This window comes from Chryseobacterium luteum, from assembly GCF_000737785.1.
GTDB lineage: Bacteria > Bacteroidota > Bacteroidia > Flavobacteriales > Weeksellaceae > Chryseobacterium > Chryseobacterium luteum.
In genome coordinates this window covers 29,171-50,368 of record NZ_JPRO01000021.1, presented here as the reverse complement: position 1 = coordinate 50,368, position 21,198 = coordinate 29,171, and the positions used below count along the sequence as shown (strand labels likewise).

The window sequence follows — 21,198 nt, the reverse complement described above, 5'->3', positions numbered from 1 at the left end:
GTTGCTGTAACATATAAATTATATTGGCCTGACAGTGAATCAGCAATTCTTGATCCCAGCCAGCCAAAGCCTATAATCCCTATTTTCTTCATAATTCCTGATATCTGGTTTAAACTTTCTTTTTCCGCTTTATTAATAGAAAGCTATAATTGTCAAGCAAAATTAACCATTTATTTCTGTACTTAAATGGAACGATCGTTTTCGTACAAAACACAACATTTTATGAAATACTCCAAGATCATACTGATTTAGAAAAGTATAACAAAAGATTAAGAAAATTTTAACATTAGTCCCGGATTTTAGGAATGGTTATTGTTTATTTACTGGTACACAACAATAAAATATTATATATTATGGACAATTCAGAATACAACAAAGCCGAAAATGCAGTAAATAACACAGAAAATTCTTTAAAGAATACAGCAGACAATGCAAAATGGAAAATTGAAGATCTGGCAGACAGAGCAAAAGATTACATCAATGAAAAAAGAAACAATGATGAGGAAGCGAAGCAGGAAGACTGGTTTGAAAAAGTGAAGAATAATGCAGCAGATACATGGGATGATATTAAAGATAAGGCAAACGAAGCCTGGGAAAAAACTAAAGATGCAGCAGAAGATGTAAAAGCGGAATGGAATAAGAAAACCAATTAAAATTTCAGTCATATAAATATTTTCAAGAAAATGGAGTCTTAAATCAATAAGGCTCCATTTTTATGATGTCGCAAACGCAAATTATTGCTACATTTGTATTTAAATAAACATTAAAAAATTATGTCATACGGTTTACTTAAAGGCAAAAAGGGAATTATTTTTGGAGCCCTTAATGAGCAATCAATCGCATGGAAAGTTGCAGAAAGATGTCATGAAGAAGGTGCTGAATTTATCTTGTCAAACGCCCCTATTGCTTTGAGAATGGGAGAGCTTAATGGTTTAGCGGAAAAAACAGGTTCTGAGGTGATTGCTGCAGATGCTACCTCTATTGAAGATCTTGAAAAACTTTTCGATGCCGCTGTTGCAAAATTTGGAAAAATCGACTTTATTCTTCATTCCATCGGAATGTCTATCAACGTTAGGAAGGGAAAACATTATACAGAAATGAATTACGACTGGTTAGAAAAAGGCTGGGATATTTCGGCGGTTTCTTTCCATAAAGTAATGCGTGTTGCCTGGGAAAAAGACTGCATGAATGAATGGGGAAGCATTTTGGCTCTTACGTATATTGCAGCACAGAGAACATTCCCGGATTACAATGATATGTCTGATAATAAAGCTTACCTTGAAAGTATTGCAAGAACTTTTGGAAACTATTGGGGAGAAAGAAAAGTACGTGTCAACACAGTTTCCCAGTCTCCAACAATGACCACTGCAGGTAGCGGTGTGAAAGGTTTCGGAGGATTCCTTGGATACGCGGAAGATATGTCTCCACTTGGGAATGCTACAGCCTTAGAGTGTGCAGACTATTGCGTAACTCTTTTCTCTGACCTTACTAAAAAAGTGACAATGCAGAATCTTTTCCATGACGGTGGTTTCAGCAGTTCCGGAGTAACTCAGAAAGTAATCAGAAAATACGATGTTGAATAATAAACAGCATTTAAAATATACTGTAAAATGAACCGGCGGCCTCTTCGAGGCCGCCGGTTCTATTAAAATAATAATATGAAGTTACAAAATAACCGTCTGTATAGAATGGGCCGGCGCAGATAATTTCGCAGCCATTCCTTCGATCCACAGGTTGGTTTCAATATCGTTTTCAGAATCATTCATGATCACAGTAACCAGCTGGCCGTTTTCATTCATGAAAGTGGTAGATGTAAGGGCGGCTCTGTTTGAAGAACTTCCGATTCTTCGGGCATTAGGCCTGATAAATTTTGAAACATGGCCTACATAATAATATTCATAAGTATAATGTACCTCTCCTGTTTTGGTATCGGCAATGATTGGGGCAAAACAGAAGTTTCCGACGTGGTTCGGACCTCCGGTTTCATCCAGCAGTACATTCCAGTCTGTCCATAAAGCGGTTCCTTTATTGAAATCATTAAGCATGTTTTTTCCGTACAGCTCTCCTAAGCTCACATCATAAATTCCGGACATATTGAACTGCTCTTTACAGCCTTCGGTAAAAGCCAGGAACTTATCCGGGAAAGCTCTTTGGGTTTCAGATAAATTATCGAAGAGCTGGGTTTTATTGTTCCAGGTTTCATACCAGTGATATCCTATTCCACTGGCATATTTTGAGGTTTCAGGATCGTTTAAAGTTGTTGTTGCTCTTTGGTAGATCAAATCCCGGTTGTGATCCCAGATCATTACTTTTTTGTCTTTGTAACCGTTTTTCCAAAGTGTGGGACCCAGATTATTTTTAAGGAACTCACCTTCTTCTTCAGCGGAATAAATACAGGATTCCCAGCTCTGTGTGGCCATTGGCTCATTCTGAACGGTCAGTCCCCAGATATTGATTCCTCTTTTTTCGTATTCTTTGATGAATTTAATATAGTAATCTGCCCAGGTCTGGTAATACTGGTTTTCCAGTCTTCCCCCTTTATAGAGACTTTTATTAGATTTCATCCAGGCCGGCGGGCTCCACGGAGAGAAGTAAAATGTGAAATCTTTCCCTATCGCTTTCTGGGCCTCTTTGATCATCGGGATCTTATACTTTTCGTCATGGGCAATATTGAAAGTCTTTAAAGCTGTATCATTATCCTCCACATAAGTATAAGAATCGCTGGAGAAATCACAGGAGTTCATATTGGTACGGACTACGGTATATCCCAATCCGTTTTTCCCAAAGTAAGCTTCTATAATTTCTTTCTGCTTGTTCTTCGGCATTTTATAAAAAGTTTCTGCAGACGCATCGGTGATGGCACCGCCAATTCCGATCAGCTTCTGATATTTAAAATCCGGATCTACAAAGATACAGGCATCTGTTTCTTTCGGCTGCCCGAATTTTTCAAACTTCACCGTTCCTTTATCCGCCATTTTTTCATTGGTCCTGGAATTCGTAAGAATGACTTTTGCTGTTTTCCCTGCATTCTTTTTCCAATAATTCTGTGCATTAGCATTCAGAAACACTCCTACTGTCAAACAGCTTACAATTAGTTTTTTCATAATCTTTTTCTTTCTGTTTTTGGACGTAACTGCCCTCTCTTCATTATTTATTTTGATAAACCCTTATATAGTCTATATAATATTTTTGCGGAAATATACGGTCATCTATTCCTTCCTTTCCGCCCCAGAAACCGCCTACCGCCAGATTTAAAATGATAAAATAAGGCTGGTCGAAAGGCCATGCTTCATAGGTTTTTTCTTTATTTTCATAGTTGAAAAACTTCTGCCCGTCGATATAGACTTCTATTTTCTCCGGTGTCCAGTCCGCTTTATACACATGGAATTTTTCACTTACATCTTTTACAATCAGGGTATCCGTTTTCTGTGTTCCCTGAATATGATTGTATTTCTTAGTGTGAACCGAAGCATGAACGTAACCCGGATTAAAACCTACATGCTCCATCATATCAAGCTCGCCGTCATCCGGCCATTCTTTCATATTTTCACTCATCATCCAGATGGCCGGCCACGTTCCCCTGCCTTTGGGAAGCTTTGCCCTCACTTCCACTGTTCCGTATTGGAAGGAGAACTTCCCTCTGGTTAAAAGCCTTGCAGAGGTATACTTATTTTTCTCCCAATTTTCTTTTCTGGCTTCAATAATAAGATTTCCATCTTGCATTCTGGCATTTTCAAGTCTGTTTTTTGTATAAAACTGGGCTTCGTTATTGCCGTAGCCGTCTCCTCCTACATCGTAATTCCATTTTAATGAATCGGGAAGGCCTTTTCCGTTAAATTCATCGTTCCAGATCAGTTTTCTGCCGGAGCCTGATTTGTTTGAATAACAGCTTGTCACAGAAAGAATTACTATTCCTGCTGTGCAGATTTGAATGATATTTCGGAATCTGATCTTCATGAATGTAGCTGTGATATTAGGTTTTGGCTGAAGCCGTTTTCTTTTTTATTATGTTAAAACAGGCTAAAGCCCGCCATTATTCAATATTTATTTGATCCAATTGATTCTTTTCGTCTGAACATCCTGGGAATTGGTTCCGACCATCATATCGAATTCACCGCTTTCCCAATCATAATTCAGGTCATCATCGAAAAATTTCAGGTCTTCCGGGGTTAAATTGAAATCTATTTTTCTGCTTTCTCCTTTTTTGATAAAAACTTTCCGGAACCCTTTCAACTCTTTCACAGGTCTTACTACTTTTCCAAAAAGATCTCTGATATACAGCTGCACCACTTCTTCTCCGTCATATTTCCCGGTATTGGAAACTGTTACACTGATATTTAAAGTCTGGTTGCCTTTAAGATTGGCTGAACTTAAGGACATGTCAGAGTATTTAAAATCCGTATAGCTTAAACCGTATCCAAATGGAAATTTCGGATCATTATCCAGATCAATATAAGCTGAAACGTAATTCCGGTCTGTATTGTTTTTTGCAGGTCTGCCTGTGTTGTAATGGTTATAATAAATCGGGATCTGGCCTTCGGTTCTCGGGAAGCTCATGGGAAGTTTTCCTCCCGGGTTTACTGCTCCGAACAGAACATCGGCAATGGAATTTCCGGCTTCGGTTCCCAGCCACCAATTGTATGTTATGGCAGGAATATTGTCTGCTGCCCAGTTGAAAATCAAAGGTCTTCCTGCATTGATCATTAAAACAACAGGTTTTCCTGTTTTAGCTATTTCTTTCAATAAATCTTCCTGTACGCCGGAAAAACCGATATTGCTTCTGCTTTTAGCTTCACCGCTCATATCATGACCTTCTCCTAATGTCATGATCACTACATCAGCTTTTTTCGCCGTTTCCACCGCTTCTGCAAACATGGATTTGTCCTGATCATCTACGTTACAGCCTTTTGCGTATAATAAAGTTGAATTTTTATCGAGTTGATTTTTAATTCCGTCAAATTGGGAAATGATTCTTTGGTTATCGTCTTTAAATGCAATGGACCAGAATCCGTGGTTGGCTACTGTTTCTTTTCCGAAAGGTCCGATCAGTGCAACGGTTTTCACACTTTTTGAAAGCGGAAGGATATTTCCTTTATTTTTCAGAAGAACAATACTTTTTGAACCGAATTCTCTTCCGAATTTCCTGTTTTCAGGATTATCTGTCTGTTCCTTCTGTCTTTTTTCATTGCTGAACCTGTAAGGATCATCAAAAAGTCCCATCTCGAATTTCTTAGTTAAAATCCTTCCCGCTGCATCATCCACTAATCTGACATCTATTTTTCCTTCTTTAACCAGTTTTGGAAGTTCAGCCATGTAAACACGGCTTTCCATATCCATATCACTTCCGCCCAGGATCGCTTTTTCAGCAGCTTCATTGGCATCTTTGCTGTAACCGTGAGGAATCATTTCCCCGATGCTTCCCCAGTCTGAAACCACAAAACCTTTGTAATTCCACTTTCCTTTTAAAAGCGCTCTCTGGATATATTGATTGGCTGTAGCAGGAATTCCGTTGATATCGTTAAATGAATTCATGAATGTAGCTACTCCTGCTTCGGCTGCCGCTTTAAACGGAGACAGATAGGTTTCATTCAGCTGTCTTAAACTCATATCGACAGAATTGTAATCTCTTCCGCCGACTGCCGCTCCGTAAGCTGCAAAATGTTTGGCACAGGCCATCACAGCATCAAGACTTCCTAAACCTTTGCCCTGAAATCCTTTGATTCTTGCCAGACCAATCTGGGTTCCCAAGTAAGTATCTTCACCGGAACCTTCCATTACTCTTCCCCATCTGGGATCTCTGGCGATATCCACCATAGGCGCAAAGGTCCAGTGAATACCATAAGCTGAAGCTTCGGTCGCTGCAATTCTTTCTGATTTTTCTATCATTGCCAGATCCCAGCTTGCTGCCTGACCTAAATTGACAGGAAAGGTCGTCCGGTAGCCATGGATAACATCCTGTCCGAACAGTAAAGGAATTTTCAACCTTGACTGCTGGGCCAGTTTCTGGAAGGCCCTGGTCTCATCAGCCCCCGCTACATTGAGCATAGAGCCTACTTTTCCTTTTTTTATTTCTTCTAAAACAGCCGCAGAATTAGACTGTTGAGGTCCTGTAGCGTATTCAAATCCGCTGTACTGGACCATCTGCCCTACTTTTTCTTCGAGTGTCATCTTAGACAACAGCTCAGCCACTTTCTGATCAACCGTTTTCTGCCCGTGAACATTAATTCCCAATGCTGCAATTGTAAGTAAGAAATAAACTTTTTTCATGATATTAAATTAAAAAACATAAGTCGCTGCCGAATTTCCTGAAAGGGTCACGAGAGCGGTCTTTCCGTTATATTTGATATTAAAACTTTCGTCTGCAGTGTTTCCGTTCTGGATAATAAGCACTGTTTTTCCGGCAGGGGTTTTAAATGCTGCCGTAGAAAGTGTTTCTGTCTGTATGGAAGCGATACGCTGTGAACCTGCAGGGACAAATTTAGAAGCGTGCGCGATGATATAATAGGAAACATTTCTGGTGAAGTTTTCACTGTCGGAAACTGTTATTGCCCCTTTACATTCTGTACATCCGCCATCTGTATGAGGTTTGTATTGCGGATCATTCGCTACATTCCATTCTAAAGCAATTCTGCTCCAGTTTCTCATGGAACCGATGATTACATTTTTAACATGCCAGTTCAGGTCTTCATTAAAAGTGCCCTTCGATCCCGTCCACTGCTCGGTAAAATACAAATTTTTATCCGGAAATGCGTTGTGTACCGTGCTTAAAGCTGAAATATCTCCTTCGTACAAATGGAAAGCCGAACCATCAATATACTGATAGGCTTCGGGATCTTTCAGAATATCAAGGGCATATTCCGGTTTGTTGCAGTTATGATCGTAAACTACAATTTTTGTTTTGATGTTACTGGCTTTAAAGGCGGGACCTAAATAATCTTTGATAAAGTCTCTCTGCTGCTCGGACGGCATGTATAGACTTGGGTTGTTTCCGGGATGGAGAGGTTCATTCTGAGGCGTAATGGCATCAATGGTAATGCCTTCCTTCTTCATTCCCTGGATATATTTCACAAAATAGTCTGCATAGACTTTATAAAATTCAGGTTTTAAGCTTCCTCCTTTGGATTTTCCGTTGTCTTTCATCCAAACCGGAGGGGACCAAGGTGCAGCAATGATTCTGATGTCGGGGTTGATGGCTAAAATCTCTTTCAGCATCGCAATGAGGTCTTTATCCTTTGCCAGGCTGAATTTTGAAAGTGTAGGATCTGTCTGCCCTTCCGGAAGATCATCATAAGAAAAAACTTCACCATCGAGGTCGGAAGCTCCAATGCTTAACCGTAAATAGCTTATGGAAATTGAATTCTTATCTTTTCCAAAAAGCTCATTCAGAAGCGCCTCCCGTTTGGAAGGTGAAAGCCTGTTGATCACCTCAACGCTTCCTCCTGTCAGGGTGTATCCAAAGCCGTCAATATATTGAAATTTTTGGGTATCATCAATTTCAATATTCTGCCAGTTATTGGCATTTGTTGTAAACCTTATCGGAGTTTGCTGCTGTAATTTTACACTTTCATTTCCTTTCGTGAGCCATGACTGGACTTGATTACTATTTACGGATGCACATGATACAGGAAAAAGTACCACGCCGCAAAGCAGCGCAGTACCTTTGAAAAAGAAACTATATAAATTGTGAAACTTCATGTTTAATAAAAAGGATTTTGCTTTAAAGCTGTGTTGATCAATTCATTAAAAGGAATTGGAAGAATTTCGTTCTTGCCTGCCTTAAATCCTCTTGTTCCCAACTTGGCCGGTGCATCTCCCCATCTTACCAGGTCAAACCATCTGTGCCCTTCTCCTGCCAATTCTCGTCTTCTTTCATCTTTGATCGCTTGGATAGAAACCGGCACTGGAGTAAGTCCCACTCTAGCTCTCACCGCATCCAATAATGCCTGAGCTCTTCCTCCTGCACCGCCCAATGCTTCAGCTTCCATTAAATAGGTATCTGCTAATCTAATGGCGATATAATTCTGACGGAAATTAAGTTCTGTATTTCCCGGCTGAGTAGATTCATCCACTTTTCTTGGTAAATACTTATTCAGGAAATACCCTGTATCTCTAAACCCGGGAGAATAGCTAATTTTATTTTGTTGCTTTAAGCTTTTAGCATTAAAAATCGTTGCATCAAGACGTGGATCACCCTGCATAAAGTTAAACAGATCATCTGTAACAGGATTAAACCCCCAACCGGAATGAATACTTGGCGCATCATTATTAGGAATGTTGTTATTGGTTCCGTAAGAAATGATTCCAACCATCTGATTGACTGCATTTCCTTCATCTTTACCAGATCCCCAGTTATCCCAGATTCCGTTTCCTTTATTGGTATGCATTGCTTCCAGGATGGATTCTGTCGTAAATTTATTATCTATCACCCAAAGACTGGAAAAATTGGAAACCAGCTTATATCCATACTGGCTTGTTTGACCAGGTGTACCATTGACCTGTTCAAACTGAGCTGCTGCCTCTGTGTTTTTCTTATCATATAAATAAATTTTCCCTAAGATCGCTCTCGCTGAACCTTGTGTAATTCTACCCACTTCATTCATATTAGTGGTAGAAATAGTCATTGGAAGATCTCCAATTGCTGACAAAATATCATTTTCTATCTGTGCGTAGACTTTTGCCGGGTCTTCCTGAGGAATATTGTAGTAATCGTCTGTTGCTAAAACAGGTTTTGTTATTAAAGGAATATTTTTAAACATTCTCAGTAATTCAAAATAATATAATGACCTCAACACTTTTGCTTCTGCTATAAATCTTTTTCTTGTCTGATCATTCATATTGGCATTGGGAATTCTATCCAATAAAAGATTTGCATTTGCAATTCCCTGATAATAATCTCTCCAATAACTGGCCGGCATAATCACCGGATTCAATGTATAATTTGAAAACCCCTGGATACCTGCGCCATCCGAAGAATTTCCACCACCGGAATAGAAATCATCAGAAGCGCCATTAAAGAATGTGACCATATTTTCAAATCCGCCAGAATATTTTCTCATCATATCGTACGTTGCAACAAGGCCCGCGAAAGACTGCTCTTCGTTTTTAAAATAATTATTTGAATCGAAGGTTCCTGTATTTTTAACATCTTCCAAATTACTATCGTTACAAGAAACAGCTCCAAAGCTAATTCCCGTAAGCATTAAAATGGAAATACTTTTATATATCAAATTTTTGTTTTTCATTTTTTTATAGATTAAAATTGAACATTAGCACCAAAAAGGAAGGTTCTTGCCTGTGGATAGAAAGCCCTGTCTATACCAAAAGTATCGGCTCCTGCAATTTCAGGATCATAACCGGTGTACTTTGTGAAAGTAACCAGATTCTCTCCCGTAACATAAAATCTTATTTTGGAAACTCCGATTGTTTTTGCTATATCTTTAGAAAGTGTATAGCCTACCTGAACTAATTTGATACGCAGATAATCTCCTTTTTGCAAATAATAATCAGACATTGCTGTATAGTTTTGGTTAGGATCATCTTTGGTTACTCTTGCTACTGTATTAGAAGTGCCCTCACCTGTCCATCGGTCTAAAATTGAGGTCTGATAATTTGATTCCGGGATATCAAGCCTTCTCAAACCCTGGAAAATTTTATTTCCGGCCTGTCCCTGTGTAAATACCATTAAATCAAAATTCTTATAATTCATGTTTAGCGTAAAACCAAATGTATATTTTGGTACAGAATTACCTAAATTAACATAATCCTTGATATCAATGACTCCATCACCATTTACATCTTCTCTTTTGAAATCTCCCGGTTTTGCCTTATCCTGGAGTAGCTGTCCGCTTGAATTTCTATAAGCGTCAATTTCTGCTTGATTTTGGAACACACCAATATTTCTGTATCCGTAAAAAGAACCATAAGATTCTCCAACCTGTAATCTGGACACATTACCCAATGTTTGGAAACCAGCGAAAGTAACATACTCTCTGTTTCCTTCCAATCTTAAAATTTCATTTTTTACATAGGCAAAATTACCGTTTGCAGACATCCCAAAATCACCCCAGCTCTTCTTATAGCCTACAGTCACTTCAATCCCTTTGTTATTCATATCCCCAATATTTCTAAAAGGGTTTTTGCTCAGTCCCAAATAACCGGGAAGCTCAACTCTTCTTAAAATATCGGTACTCTTTTTTCTGTAAAGATCGACACTTAAATCAAAATTTCTGAAAAGTTTAAGGTCTGCCGCAATGTTAAATTGCGATGTTCTTTCCCACTTAAGATCACGATTCTCCAATGTACTCGGTGCATATCCTACATGAATAATATTATCTCCGAACGTATAATTACTACCCGGAACAAGGAAATTGGCAAATGCAAAATCATCAATTGCATCATTTCCCAATACACCATATCCACCTCTCAACTTAAAGCTGGTAACAACCTTGTTCTCCGGCCAGAAACTTTCATTGGAAACATTCCAACCTAAAGACATTGCCGGAAAATTACCCCAGTGGTTATTGCTTCCGAATTTTGATGATCCATCTCTACGGATGGTACCTGTGAAAAGATATCTGTTATTATAATCGTAAACTACTCTTGCAAAATAAGACGCTTTATGGGTTTGTTTTCCATCCCATGCATTTGAAGTTTTGTTAGATTCTCCAACATCAAAATTAAATGAAGCTTCTTGCCAATCATTCGTCGGAAGATTCTTGAATGTCGCATTCTGCCCGTAACTAATGTTATATTCATAATAACCCTGACCTAGTAAAACACTTAGATTGTGTTCTCCAAATTTATTTTGATAAGTAAGGGTGTTCTCCGTATTCCATTCGAATTTTTTTTGAAGTTCTCTGAATAAACTATTAGATAGATTGTTGTTTGCGGTACTTAGAAATGCTGATGGAGTAAACGCCTGATTTCCCCAATAAGACAGTTTACCATTTACGGTAGATTTAAAATTAAGATTTTTATTTATTTTAAGCTCACCAAAAACATTGGCAACAATATCATCAGACCATTTGTATCTACCTCTTTGAGTTTCCTGAAATGCTAATGGATTAGACATCTCTTTACTTACATAGGGTGAAATTCCATAAGGATTTCCATTGGCATCTCTTACAATATTGGGATTATTCGTATAAACAGGCTGGCTAAGATCTGTAGCTAAAACAGGGGTAACAGGATCGAGATTAATGGCAGAACTTAAAGGTCCTCCAAATTCATTGTTATCATTAATTCCCTGAGACTTTGTATGAGTATAAGCAAAAGTCTGTCCTATGGTTAAAAAGTCAAAAACTTTATGTGTTGAATTAAATCTGGCATTAATTCTCTTATAATTTGAAATGTCCCTCAATACAATGCCCTGCTGGTCATAATATCCAAATGAAGTATAGAACGTAGATTTATCGTTTCCTCCACTGATACTAAATTCATGAGACTGACGCTGTGCCGAATTGAAAATTTGTTTCTGCCAATCCGTTCCTGTTCCCAGTGAGTTTGGATTAGCAAACATGGGAGGATTAGGAGGATTGGCATTATTATACATATTATCATTGGCAATCACTTCATTCATAATATTCCCATATTGTGTTGCATTCAGAAGATCAAGCTTCTTTGCCGCATTTCCCACTCCAAAGAAACCATTATAAGAAAGGTTCATTCTTCCTTTTGCTCCTTTTTTAGTTGTAATCAAAACAACTCCCTTTGCAGCTGAAACACCGTAAATAGCAGCAGAAGCACCATCTTTCAGAATTTCCATTCCTTCAATGTCAGATTGGTTCAGCCATCCGATGTTGTCCACTACAATTCCGTCTACCACCCACAATGGATCATTACTTCCGGCACCAAAACTTGTAATTCCACGTACACGCACTGTCGCGGCAGTTCCAGGTTGCCCTGAGTTTGATACTACACTTATACCGGCCGCACGCCCCTGCATAATTTGCTCAGGTCTCCCCGCAGTAGGAGAATTTTCAATGTCAGAAGCTTTTATGCTTGAGATCGCTCCCGTTACATTACTTTTTTTCTGACTGCCATAACCAATCATTATGACCTCCTCTATTTTATTCTCTTTCGGAACAGTGTCCTTTACGCTGGTCTGTGCGTTGAAATTAGCTGTAAAATACAGCACTGCAACCAGTCCCAGACTTCTTGATATTCTTAGATTCATATACAGTTATTTTTTTAATTCTCAAATTGAGACAATAAAAATATATTTTTTTTTAAATAATTAACATTGTATTCACAATTATTTTAATTTTTCGTTTATTTTTGGGAGTTCAAAGCACTAAATTAACTTCATAATTCATAAAATTTCCTTAAAAAACTAATCTAAAAAGTCCCCAAAATGACAGCCAACCTTCCCCGGATCTCTCTTCCGTTAAAACTGACCTTCCTTATTTTTTCAATGGTTTTAAACTGTATGGGCATAGTAATTCTTCAGCTCTCGGAAGCAAAGATCACTTACGAAAAGCTAGGCTTTTTAGAATCATTCAAGGATATCCCGATTGCCTTTATTTCACTTTTTGCCGTAAATTTCATAAGTAAGACCGGTACGAAAAAGGCATTGATATCGGCCTTAGTCATCGTCGGAATCTGTTCATGTTTTCTTCCGTTTATAGAAGATTTCTGGTTTTATAAAGTCTGGTTTGCTATTATCGGGACTTGTTTCGCAATCGGGAAGATCTGTGTTTTCGGAATTATAAGGAATAATATTTCGGATGAGAAGTCTCTTGCCAGGATGATGAATAATGTAGAGGCTTCGTTTATGATTGGTATTTTTGTTGTCAACACAGGTTTCGGATGGCTTATTTCAAGCCGCTATTCTGAGTTCTGGAAATTCGGATTCCTGTCGATTTCAATACTTTGTGCAGTAACGATCTTTCTATTTTCAAAATTAAATATTTCTGAAGCAAAAAAAGCTGACAGTAAAAGCCTTATTTCGGAACTCTCAGTGTTCGCCACTCCTGCAACCCTTGCATTTCTTGCTGTAGCTTTCTTTATTGTTTTTGTAGAGCAGGGATTCAATTCATGGCTGCCTTCTTTTTATAAAAACCATCTGAATGTCAACTCATTCTTTGCATTGCAGGCCACTTCTTTCCTGGCTCTTTTTTCTTATGCCGGGAGAACGGTGACCGCCAATATTATCCATAGGTATTCACTATCCGGATATTATATTTTGTGTATTTCTTTAATCATCGCTGTGCTTCTGGTGATTTTGGGAATCCAGTATTTTGATTCTGTGAATTCCGGCATTATTCTGTTTTTATTTCCTGTGATCGGGCTTTTTCTGTCACCACTCTATCCTGTCATCAATTCAAAAATGATTGCAAAGGTTGACAAAGAAAAAATTAATCTGTTTACCTCTCTGATTGTCATTTTTTCATCACTCGGAAGCTCTGTCAGTTCCATCATCATGGCTGCCCTTTTCGGAAAACAGTTACTAAACTATTATCCGCTCTATATATTACTGGCTGTTTCTGTACTTTTTACAGTGAGTTTGATATATTTTAAGCTTGCAGCAAAGAAATTATAGAAAAATAATTTTATTTTTACTGCCATGAAAATCAAAGACACTAAAAACAAAGAAACCCTTCAGGAACTTATTGATACAAAAGATTTTGTAGCACATGTATCTGTTGACTGCACGATATTTGGTTTTCACAATAATATTTTGAAGGTTTTGCTTTTAAAATATCATGATCTGAATCTGTGGTCGCTGCCAGGCGGTTTTGTTTTTAATGATGAGGACCTTCGCGAGGCTGCTGCAAGGGTATTGTATGAAAGAACTCATCTTCAGGATCTTTTCCTGAAACAGTTCCACACTTTTGGAAGAATCGACCGTACGGAGAATAATGTACACCAGATCCTTCTCAATAATAAAGGAATTGAAGTTCCGAAGGACCACTGGATCTTTCAGAGATTCATTACGGTAGGTTACTGCAGCCTTATTGATTTTTCCATTGCCAATACTTTCCCGGATGCATTCAACGAAAGCTGTGAATGGTTTGAGGTTAATAAATTGCCTAAAATGGCTTTCGATCATGACAGGGTTATAGAAACAGGCCTTGAATATCTCCGCATGAATATCAATACCGAAGTAGCAGCCAGCAATCTTCTTCCTGAAAAATTTACCATGAAAGATCTCCAGTCGCTGTACGAAACAATTTTGGGACTGAAATTCAGGAGAAATAATTTCCAGCGCAAGATATTAAGCTTAAATATCCTGGACAGGCTGGAAAAACTGTATGACGGATCTGCAAATAAAGCTCCGTATCTGTATAAGTTCAAAAGCAAGGTGCACAATGCGGCTAACCAATATCCTATCTCTAATGATGAGGAGGAATCTTAAAGGCTCTATTTACTCGTAAATTCTGCAGGCTATCTTTATCTTACTGAAAATCAAAGGCAACAAAGATTCGTAAAAAAATTTTTCAAACCACACGAAAAGTCTTACTTTTAGGCAAATCAAAAAATCATGTCATATTATCCTCTTACAAGCATTCCAGACTACTACGGAATAGATGCTTTACTTACTGAAGAACACAAACTGATCCGTCAATCGGTAAGAGATTGGGTGGAGAGTTTTGTAATGCCGCAGATTGACCAGGCCGCGCAAAATCATACTGATATTCCGGGCTTAATGAAAGAATTGGGGAAAATTGGAGCTTTAGGTCCATATATTCCCGTTGAATATGGCGGTTCAGGATTAGATCAGATTTCTTATGGCCTTATTATGCAGGAACTGGAAAGAGGAGATTCTGCGGTACGTTCTGCTGCTTCGGTACAAAGCTCGCTGGTGATGTTCCCTATCAATGAATTCGGTTCCGAGGAGCAGAAGAAAAAATACCTTCCCCATCTTGCTTCGGGAGAAATGATCGGTTCTTTCGGACTGACTGAGCCTAATCACGGTTCTGATCCAAGTTCCATGGAAACCTACTTTAAAGATATGGGCGATCACTATCTTCTGAACGGTGCCAAAATGTGGATCACAAATTCTCCGCTGTGCGACATCGCAGTGGTTTGGGGGAAAAATGAAGAAGGAAAAATACAGGGACTGATCGTTGAAAGAGGAATGGAAGGCTTTACCACACCTGAAACTCACAATAAATGGAGCTTAAGAGCATCGAAAACCGGAGAACTGGTATTTAATGATGTAAAAGTTCATAAAGAAAACCTGCTTCCGGGAGTAACCGGGTTAAAAGGACCTTTATCTTGTTTAAATTCAGCAAGATATGGAATTTCATGGGGCGTAATCGGTGCAGCCATTGACTGCTACTGTACAGCTGTTCAGTATTCCAAAGAAAGAAAACAGTTTGGGAAGCCTATCGGTTCTTTCCAGCTTCAGCAGAAAAAATTAGCTGAATTCTTAACGGAGATTACAAAAGCACAGTTATTATGTCTTCAGTTAGGAAACCTTAAAAATGATCACAAAGCAAGTCCTGCACAGATCTCAATGGCGAAACGTAACAACGTGAAAATGGCTATTGACATTGCAAGAGAATCCAGACAGATCCTTGGCGGTATGGGAATCATGGGTGAATTCCCGATGATGAGACACGCAGCCAACCTTGAATCTGTGATTACATATGAAGGTACGCACGATGTTCATTTACTGATCACCGGGTTAGATATTACAGGAATCAACGCTTTTTAAATCAAGCTAACATATACTGAAGAGGAGTCCGGCCGAATGGCCGGACTCCTCCTTTTACTCACTTTGCAGGGAACTTGTATTCAGCGAATAATTATTGATGTATTACTATTATCGACATTTTATTAAAAACAATTAATTTAATAAAATCAAAAAATATTGATATGAGAAAATTATCCACCCTTTTATTAAGTTTCACCGCTCCGTTCTTTTTTGCCCAACAGGCAGGAGATGTTGTCAGCTTTGAACAAAAATTAGACCTGACCCCGCAAGGTGTAACCAATTTCATAGCCGGCAGTCTTGGGGAACAAGATGCACCGGATTTTATCAGTTATCTCAATGGGTTCAATGTTGGACTTAAAGGATACAAAATCACTTATTACACCAAAAATGAAAAGAATGTCTTGGTCAAAGCCACAGGACTTCTGATGTACCCAAACGTTAATTTTAAACTTTCAACGGTTGTATCTGATCATGGAACGACCGACAGCAGAGCTAATGTCCCTTCCAATTTTAAAGGAGCTTTGACGGCCGGATTTGTAGTGGAACTTTCCTATGTGCTCAATGGATACATTCTGATGGCACCGGATTACGTAGGAATGGGAAGCGGAGACGGAGTTCATCCTTATGTAGATGCTGTTACAGAAGCCGGCGCAACGATAGATTTTGTAACGGCAGCCAATAAGGTTCTTGGACAATTAGGTGTAAAGCGCTACGATGAATACTTTCTTGCGGGCTACTCCCAAGGCGCCCACGCTGCCATGTCCACTTTAAAAAGCCTGAATGCCTCCAACCCTGCCAATCTGAAATTCAAATACGCTTACATGGGAGACGGTCCCTATGATTTTTCAGGGGTTACATTGAACAAAGGGGTTCTGGAAAAGGATTTTTACCCGTTTACTTCTTTCGTGGCGAATGTTCTGCATACCTGCAATAATACGGGCTATAAAACTTACAATACCAGCATTTCGGAGGTTATTTCATCGGAATATCTCGATAAATACAATTACCATGTAGTTCAGGACAATGGAGGTCTCCTTTGGGGGCCCGTGATCTGGAGAAACCTTTTCACTCAGAATTTCGTGAATGACGTTACCAATAACCCAAACAATAATCTCAGACGATGCATGAAACCTAAAGATGTGTATGACTGGTACAACAAAACACCTATGACTTTAGGACACTCCACAGTAGATCTGGCTATCCCGCCGGAAAACACCTCCAAAACCATTGATGTGCAACGTGGATATTATGCCTGGTGGGATCTGAATAAATATAAGCTGGAAGCATTCTATTGGGGACCTTTGGGCCATGTGGGTGGAATTGTTCCCTTCACTCTGGCATCCAATGCGAAATTCAATACCCTAAGGAGCGGAGGCCTTTTGAACCAGTGGGCGATACTGACTTCAAAACAACAGGAAAACAGCCAGCCCGAAGTTCATTCGCTCTATTCTTCTCAATTAAAACCGGATCCTGGCAATATGGAAGTAGTTGGAATTACAGATTTCAATCAGGAGAAAGCAGTAAGTAAATCAGGGACGGAAATCAGTTTGTCTTCATTAAAAGACGGGGTTTATCTTTTAAAAGTACAGGAAAATAATGATCAGAAACTAATTCCGTACGTTAAGAACACACCCGTAGAAGTTCCTGAAAATGAGATCATACAGTCTGAAAACAATGGAATTTTAAAACTAAAGCTTTCTCAGGAAGAACTTATCTCTGTTAATATCTTTGATGATAAGAAAAATCTCTTAAAAACAGTTTCCCGGAAGGAATACACAGAAGATGGAGGAATCAATATAAAAGACATTGACAATCAGAACAATACCTTTGAAATTGTTACTCAATTTTATAATCTGCAGTTCAGAAAAACACTGTCAGATAGTTCATTAGCCAGTAAAGCCGAAATATTTACCCAAAATCACCAGATCAGTGCAAGAGCAGATAACGGCATTAAAAACATCAGTATTTACAGCATTTCTGGAGCATTGATTCTTCAACAGGAAATCAACAGACCTGAATTCAAATCAAATAATTTAGAATCAGGAGTTTATGTAGTTCAAATGATTACTTCAGACGGAAAAACAGTGAACAGGAAAGTAAAATTATAAGAGTCAGTTTAAATTAATCACGCAGATTACGCAAATTCTTATAACCTAAATAAACCTGCGTAATCTCCCTAATCCGCAGGAATATTTTTCCCCAGTAATTATTTATGGATAATATCAAAAAAATTTAAACAGGCTCTAATAAAAATTCACTAACATATCTTCATTTCAAATTGAGTGCACTTCAGCAACGGAGTGCATTTTTAGCTGGAATAAGGCTTGATATTTTCAATAAAACTGAGATCCGGATTCAATATTTCCAGGATAAGGTTCTTTACAGACTGCATGGCATCATCAATATTTCCTTTGTCAAACTGCAGGGAAACCACCCCTTTTTTCGCTTCTGCAAAGCTCCAGATGCCCGTCTCTATAGGAAGGCCCCAGAATTCGGGAAGGTTTTGTACCACATAATGATAAATGCATAGCTGAAGTGCCTGTTTCCTTTCGCTGTTATGGAAATATTCAGCGACGTTACCTTCATCTATTTTTACCGTGAGGTTTTTGATTTTTGCCGTTTTATAATCAATAATTCTCAAAGTTCCGTCCAGGCGGTCTATCCTGTCGATAAATCCGAAGAAAGAAATTTTGTCGCTGCCATCTAGATAGAAATCCACATTTTCAAATCTTTTTTCGATGTCTAAAATCTCCAGGGTATGGCCACTCCTTACCAGTTCAAGGTCATGGTTAAGAACATTTTCAATCACCTTTTTAGCAATAGCCCGGTGAATAAAATTCATCCCCTTTTCATAGAATTCAGGCTGGTGTTTCAGCTTTTCTATGGCTACATTTATATATTGATCTATTCCTTTAATTGAATTATGTAAATCTCTTTCCTTTAAAACTTTACCTTTAAGTAATTCATATACTTCTTGAAGTGAATAATGAACCAGGTTTCCGTAATTTTTAACGGATAATTCTTCTTCTATTTCATCCGTTTCCGAGGTCTTCAAAATCTTGGAAAGATAAAAATCTATCGGATTATAAAGATAGCTGGTAAGGTGGGAAGCAGATACTTTTTCTTTCCATTTCTGAAGCCTTTCCATGACGATCTCCGTCTTCGGAATTTCTATCGGCTGAGAAACAATGGGCTCGGAAGAATTTTCAATAATGAGATGCTCTATCTTATGGGAACTCTCCATTTCTATCTGTGTGATGAATCTGCTTTTCTCCCCGGTATTCACCCCGGAACTGAGCGCATTGTACAGAAGATGGACATTCATGGAATCCTGGATCAGCCTGTAAAAGTGATAGGCATAAATACTGTCATTTTCCAGAAACGTATGCATGTCAAAATACCGTCTGATATCAAACGGAATATAGGTATTCTGGGAATTCCCCAAAGGAAGTTTCCCTTCATTCACAGAAAGCATAATGACATTTTCAAAATTCAAAAGACGGGTTTCCAGAAGCCCCATGATCTGAAGTCCGCGGAGCGGCTCGCCCTGAAAATCTATACTCTCGGAATTAACATGCTGGTTGATCAGGATTTCCAGCGTTTCCATTTTGATCTCGAAATCATATGGACTAAGCTGGTTTTTAATAATTCTGAATGCATTTTCAAAGTGGGAAACGTTTTCATACTGAATATCATCTATTTCCAGCCACTTGATCTGTTTGCAGAAAGCAATAAGCATATCCAGATAAACACCTGTGTGATCTGCTTTTTTAAGAAGCCCGTAATAGGAAAGCCCGTTCAGAAGTTCGTCTAAAAGCTTTTTTGATATGTAAACGATATTCCTCTCCTCTACTTTTGTTCTGAAATTACTGATAATTAGCTCATCTTCAGCAGATTTCGGAAGCTCTTCAAGGATCGGGAAAATATCTCTGTAGTAATAGGAAGATTTATTTTTCTCCAGCTGTTTCTGAAGATAGAAAAGCTGTTTAACGGCATTGGAAAACGAAAGGTTCTTCAGCGGGAAACCCATAGTAATATTCAGATTTTCAACACCGTACATCACATCCAGGCTTGCCGGGAGAAGATTTTCATCCAATAATACCACTGCCGTATTGGAATAGGTCTTATTTTCAATTTCCTTAAATATTTCGGGCAGAACTTTCGTCTGCGTCACATTTCCGGAAACTTCATACACCCTGATGTTTTTAGGCTGGTTAAAATCATCTTCTATCCACTGAAAAGCCCTGTTGTCATCAAATTCTTTCCATGTTTTGTGGTTCCTGAGGAATTTTCCGGCTTCCTGTCTTTCATCATCAAAATAATAATGGTCCGCCTGAAAGAAACATTGTGCTTTATTCCTCCTCAGCAGGCTTCTGACCAGCTTTTCTTCCACCGGTGTAAAGGCATTGAAGCCACAGAATACAAAATGTTCGGAAGTATTTTCAGCAAAATCAGCGATCCTGGCTTTAGCGGTTTCATGGATCATTCCGGAAGTTGCCCAATTTTTTTCCTGTAGCTTTTTCTTTAAAATAGGAAGAAAAACATTCATATTCTGCCAGAAATTAAGGAATTTCTTACGTGGAACATCATCATCTTCCCCAAGGTCCTGGGCCCATTCTTTGATCCTTTCTTCATCAAACATGTACTGTAAAACAGCTTCATCACTTTCCGAGAACTTCAGGATATCGTCCCAGTCCTTCTGAAGAGTCGGAAACCACTTTAAAAAGTCTACAAAATCATCTTTCGGGATAAGACCAAGGCTGCGGTAGACATCAAAGGCAAAAAGCCATAGGGAAATCCCCTGAACAGGCTGTTTGTCTGCAATCCTGTCGATCAGCTCTTCTATGGTAAAAAAATTGGGAAGAAATCCTGAGTAATGGTTTTCTTCTAAGATCTGCCTGATGAATACGATGGGACGTTTTCCGGGCAGAACGATATTGAACTCCGAAAGGTCCGGATTTTGGGCCAGCAGTTCGTGGATGATCTTATTGAGGAATTTCAAGAGGCTTTGTAGCTTTTTAAGTTGTCCAGTTCTTCAGTAATAATAGCATTGTATTCTGCCTGCTTTTCTTTATTCATCCCATGTTCTGTGATTCTGTCATAGGACATCTGAAATTTTTTGTAATCGTTTGATATTTTGTTGTAAACTGCTTTAAAGTTTTTATTGTAATCACCGGAAGTTTTGATCTTTTCTTCTATTTCTTTTCTGAATTTTCTGACAAATAACTCTGCAATGTCAAAATGCTTCTGCTCATGAAGCAGGATATAATCGCTTATCTTCTTAACATCTTTCCAGGATCTGTCTTCATTAAAAATAGCCTTGATCTCAATTTTAACCGGAGATTTCGGGTTGGTAGATTTCACTACGGAGTATTCCCATCCGCAATGGGTATAGGCTGCCACATCGGGACTGTTTTTTCTGTTCACGGGACTTTTAAAGTTGTCCCAGACCAGCTTACGATCTTCCTGCCAGATTATTTTCTGCCCGAAAAGAGCATTGGCAAGGAGAAAAAAGCAAAGTGAAATCCATTTCATTT

The 21,198-nt window shown here is 38.6% G+C and carries 15 protein-coding genes; 7 read left to right on the top strand and 8 right to left on the bottom strand.

Annotated elements, in window-relative coordinates:
- From IX38_RS23260 to IX38_RS18255, 3 genes are all read left to right on the top strand, one after another.
- Positions 1-186 (top strand): hypothetical protein (locus IX38_RS23260; RefSeq protein ID WP_228377995.1); only part of this gene is annotated, 186 nt, incomplete at its 5' end.
- A 167-nt stretch (positions 187-353) separates the two neighbouring features.
- Positions 354-653, top strand: coding sequence for a hypothetical protein (locus IX38_RS18260; RefSeq protein ID WP_034707356.1), 300 nt, complete (start codon positions 354-356; stop codon positions 651-653).
- 120 nt (positions 654-773) lie between these two features.
- Complete coding sequence (locus IX38_RS18255; protein WP_034707350.1) at positions 774-1,583, top strand: enoyl-ACP reductase FabI; 810 nt, start codon at positions 774-776, stop codon at positions 1,581-1,583.
- A gap of 81 nt (positions 1,584-1,664) precedes the next feature.
- Here IX38_RS18255 and IX38_RS18250 read toward each other — a convergent pair whose 3' ends face one another.
- The 6 genes from IX38_RS18250 to IX38_RS18225 all read right to left on the bottom strand — a co-directional run bounded on the left by IX38_RS18250 (position 1,665) and on the right by IX38_RS18225 (position 12,175).
- Positions 1,665-3,104, bottom strand: coding sequence for a glycoside hydrolase family 30 protein (locus IX38_RS18250; protein ID WP_034707348.1), 1,440 nt, complete (start codon positions 3,102-3,104; stop codon positions 1,665-1,667).
- 43 nt (positions 3,105-3,147) lie between these two features.
- The gene (locus tag IX38_RS18245) at positions 3,148-3,957 is read right to left on the bottom strand and encodes a glycoside hydrolase family 16 protein (protein ID WP_034707347.1); all 810 of its coding nucleotides are present in this window, start codon (positions 3,955-3,957) and stop codon (positions 3,148-3,150) included.
- An 87-nt stretch (positions 3,958-4,044) separates the two neighbouring features.
- On the bottom strand, positions 4,045-6,267 hold the full coding sequence (locus IX38_RS18240; RefSeq protein ID WP_034707346.1) for a glycoside hydrolase family 3 N-terminal domain-containing protein: 2,223 nt from the start codon (positions 6,265-6,267) through the stop codon (positions 4,045-4,047).
- Between the two features lie 9 nt (positions 6,268-6,276).
- Complete coding sequence (locus tag IX38_RS18235) at positions 6,277-7,695, bottom strand: glycoside hydrolase family 30 protein (protein WP_034707345.1); 1,419 nt, start codon at positions 7,693-7,695, stop codon at positions 6,277-6,279.
- A gap of 2 nt (positions 7,696-7,697) precedes the next feature.
- Complete coding sequence (locus tag IX38_RS18230; RefSeq protein ID WP_034707343.1) at positions 7,698-9,242, bottom strand: RagB/SusD family nutrient uptake outer membrane protein; 1,545 nt, start codon at positions 9,240-9,242, stop codon at positions 7,698-7,700.
- Positions 9,243-9,253: 11 nt separating this feature from the next.
- Positions 9,254-12,175 carry a SusC/RagA family TonB-linked outer membrane protein gene (locus IX38_RS18225; RefSeq protein ID WP_034707342.1) on the bottom strand — a complete coding sequence of 974 codons (2,922 nt, stop codon included), beginning with the start codon at positions 12,173-12,175 and terminating at the stop codon, positions 9,254-9,256.
- A 177-nt stretch (positions 12,176-12,352) separates the two neighbouring features.
- On the opposite strand from IX38_RS18225, the gene IX38_RS18220 reads away from it, so the two are divergent.
- The 4 genes from IX38_RS18220 (at position 12,353) to IX38_RS18205 (ending at position 17,769) form a co-directional block, all read left to right on the top strand.
- Complete coding sequence (locus IX38_RS18220; RefSeq protein ID WP_034707341.1) at positions 12,353-13,540, top strand: MFS transporter; 1,188 nt, start codon at positions 12,353-12,355, stop codon at positions 13,538-13,540.
- A gap of 24 nt (positions 13,541-13,564) precedes the next feature.
- Positions 13,565-14,356 carry an NUDIX hydrolase gene (locus IX38_RS18215; RefSeq protein ID WP_051884868.1) on the top strand — a complete coding sequence of 264 codons (792 nt, stop codon included), beginning with the start codon at positions 13,565-13,567 and terminating at the stop codon, positions 14,354-14,356.
- A gap of 126 nt (positions 14,357-14,482) precedes the next feature.
- On the top strand, positions 14,483-15,661 hold the full coding sequence (locus IX38_RS18210; RefSeq protein ID WP_034707339.1) for an acyl-CoA dehydrogenase family protein: 1,179 nt from the start codon (positions 14,483-14,485) through the stop codon (positions 15,659-15,661).
- A gap of 161 nt (positions 15,662-15,822) precedes the next feature.
- Entirely contained in the window at positions 15,823-17,769 is a 1,947-nt protein-coding gene (locus tag IX38_RS18205) for a T9SS type A sorting domain-containing protein (protein ID WP_034707338.1), read from the top strand.
- A 200-nt stretch (positions 17,770-17,969) separates the two neighbouring features.
- Here the strand turns inward: IX38_RS18205 and IX38_RS18200 are convergent, their stop codons facing one another.
- Together IX38_RS18200 and IX38_RS18195 are read right to left on the bottom strand one after the other, a co-directional pair.
- Positions 17,970-20,663: a PD-(D/E)XK nuclease family protein gene (locus tag IX38_RS18200; RefSeq protein WP_034707336.1), complete on the bottom strand. Its 2,694-nt coding sequence runs from the start codon at positions 20,661-20,663 to the stop codon at positions 17,970-17,972.
- The gene (locus IX38_RS18195) at positions 20,660-21,196 is read right to left on the bottom strand and encodes a DUF922 domain-containing protein (RefSeq protein ID WP_034707335.1); all 537 of its coding nucleotides are present in this window, start codon (positions 21,194-21,196) and stop codon (positions 20,660-20,662) included. The genes IX38_RS18200 and IX38_RS18195 overlap by 4 nt, the downstream gene beginning before the upstream one ends.
- Positions 21,197-21,198 lie beyond the last annotated feature (2 nt).

Bases quoted from the DNA above. Each gene is read 5' to 3' on its own strand.
- IX38_RS18260 (WP_034707356.1), top strand. From the start codon at position 354: ATGGACAATTCAGAATACAACAAAGCCGAAAATGCAGTAAATAACACA.
- IX38_RS18255 (WP_034707350.1), top strand. From the start codon at position 774: ATGTCATACGGTTTACTTAAAGGCAAAAAGGGAATTATTTTTGGAGCC.
- IX38_RS18250 (WP_034707348.1), bottom strand. From the start codon at position 3,104: ATGAAAAAACTAATTGTAAGCTGTTTGACAGTAGGAGTGTTTCTGAAT.
- IX38_RS18245 (WP_034707347.1), bottom strand. From the start codon at position 3,957: ATGAAGATCAGATTCCGAAATATCATTCAAATCTGCACAGCAGGAATA.
- IX38_RS18240 (WP_034707346.1), bottom strand. From the start codon at position 6,267: ATGAAAAAAGTTTATTTCTTACTTACAATTGCAGCATTGGGAATTAAT.
- IX38_RS18235 (WP_034707345.1), bottom strand. From the start codon at position 7,695: ATGAAGTTTCACAATTTATATAGTTTCTTTTTCAAAGGTACTGCGCTG.
- IX38_RS18230 (WP_034707343.1), bottom strand. From the start codon at position 9,242: ATGAAAAACAAAAATTTGATATATAAAAGTATTTCCATTTTAATGCTT.
- IX38_RS18225 (WP_034707342.1), bottom strand. From the start codon at position 12,175: ATGAATCTAAGAATATCAAGAAGTCTGGGACTGGTTGCAGTGCTGTAT.
- IX38_RS18220 (WP_034707341.1), top strand. From the start codon at position 12,353: ATGACAGCCAACCTTCCCCGGATCTCTCTTCCGTTAAAACTGACCTTC.
- IX38_RS18215 (WP_051884868.1), top strand. From the start codon at position 13,565: ATGAAAATCAAAGACACTAAAAACAAAGAAACCCTTCAGGAACTTATT.
- IX38_RS18210 (WP_034707339.1), top strand. From the start codon at position 14,483: ATGTCATATTATCCTCTTACAAGCATTCCAGACTACTACGGAATAGAT.
- IX38_RS18205 (WP_034707338.1), top strand. From the start codon at position 15,823: ATGAGAAAATTATCCACCCTTTTATTAAGTTTCACCGCTCCGTTCTTT.
- IX38_RS18195 (WP_034707335.1), bottom strand. From the start codon at position 21,196: ATGAAATGGATTTCACTTTGCTTTTTTCTCCTTGCCAATGCTCTTTTC.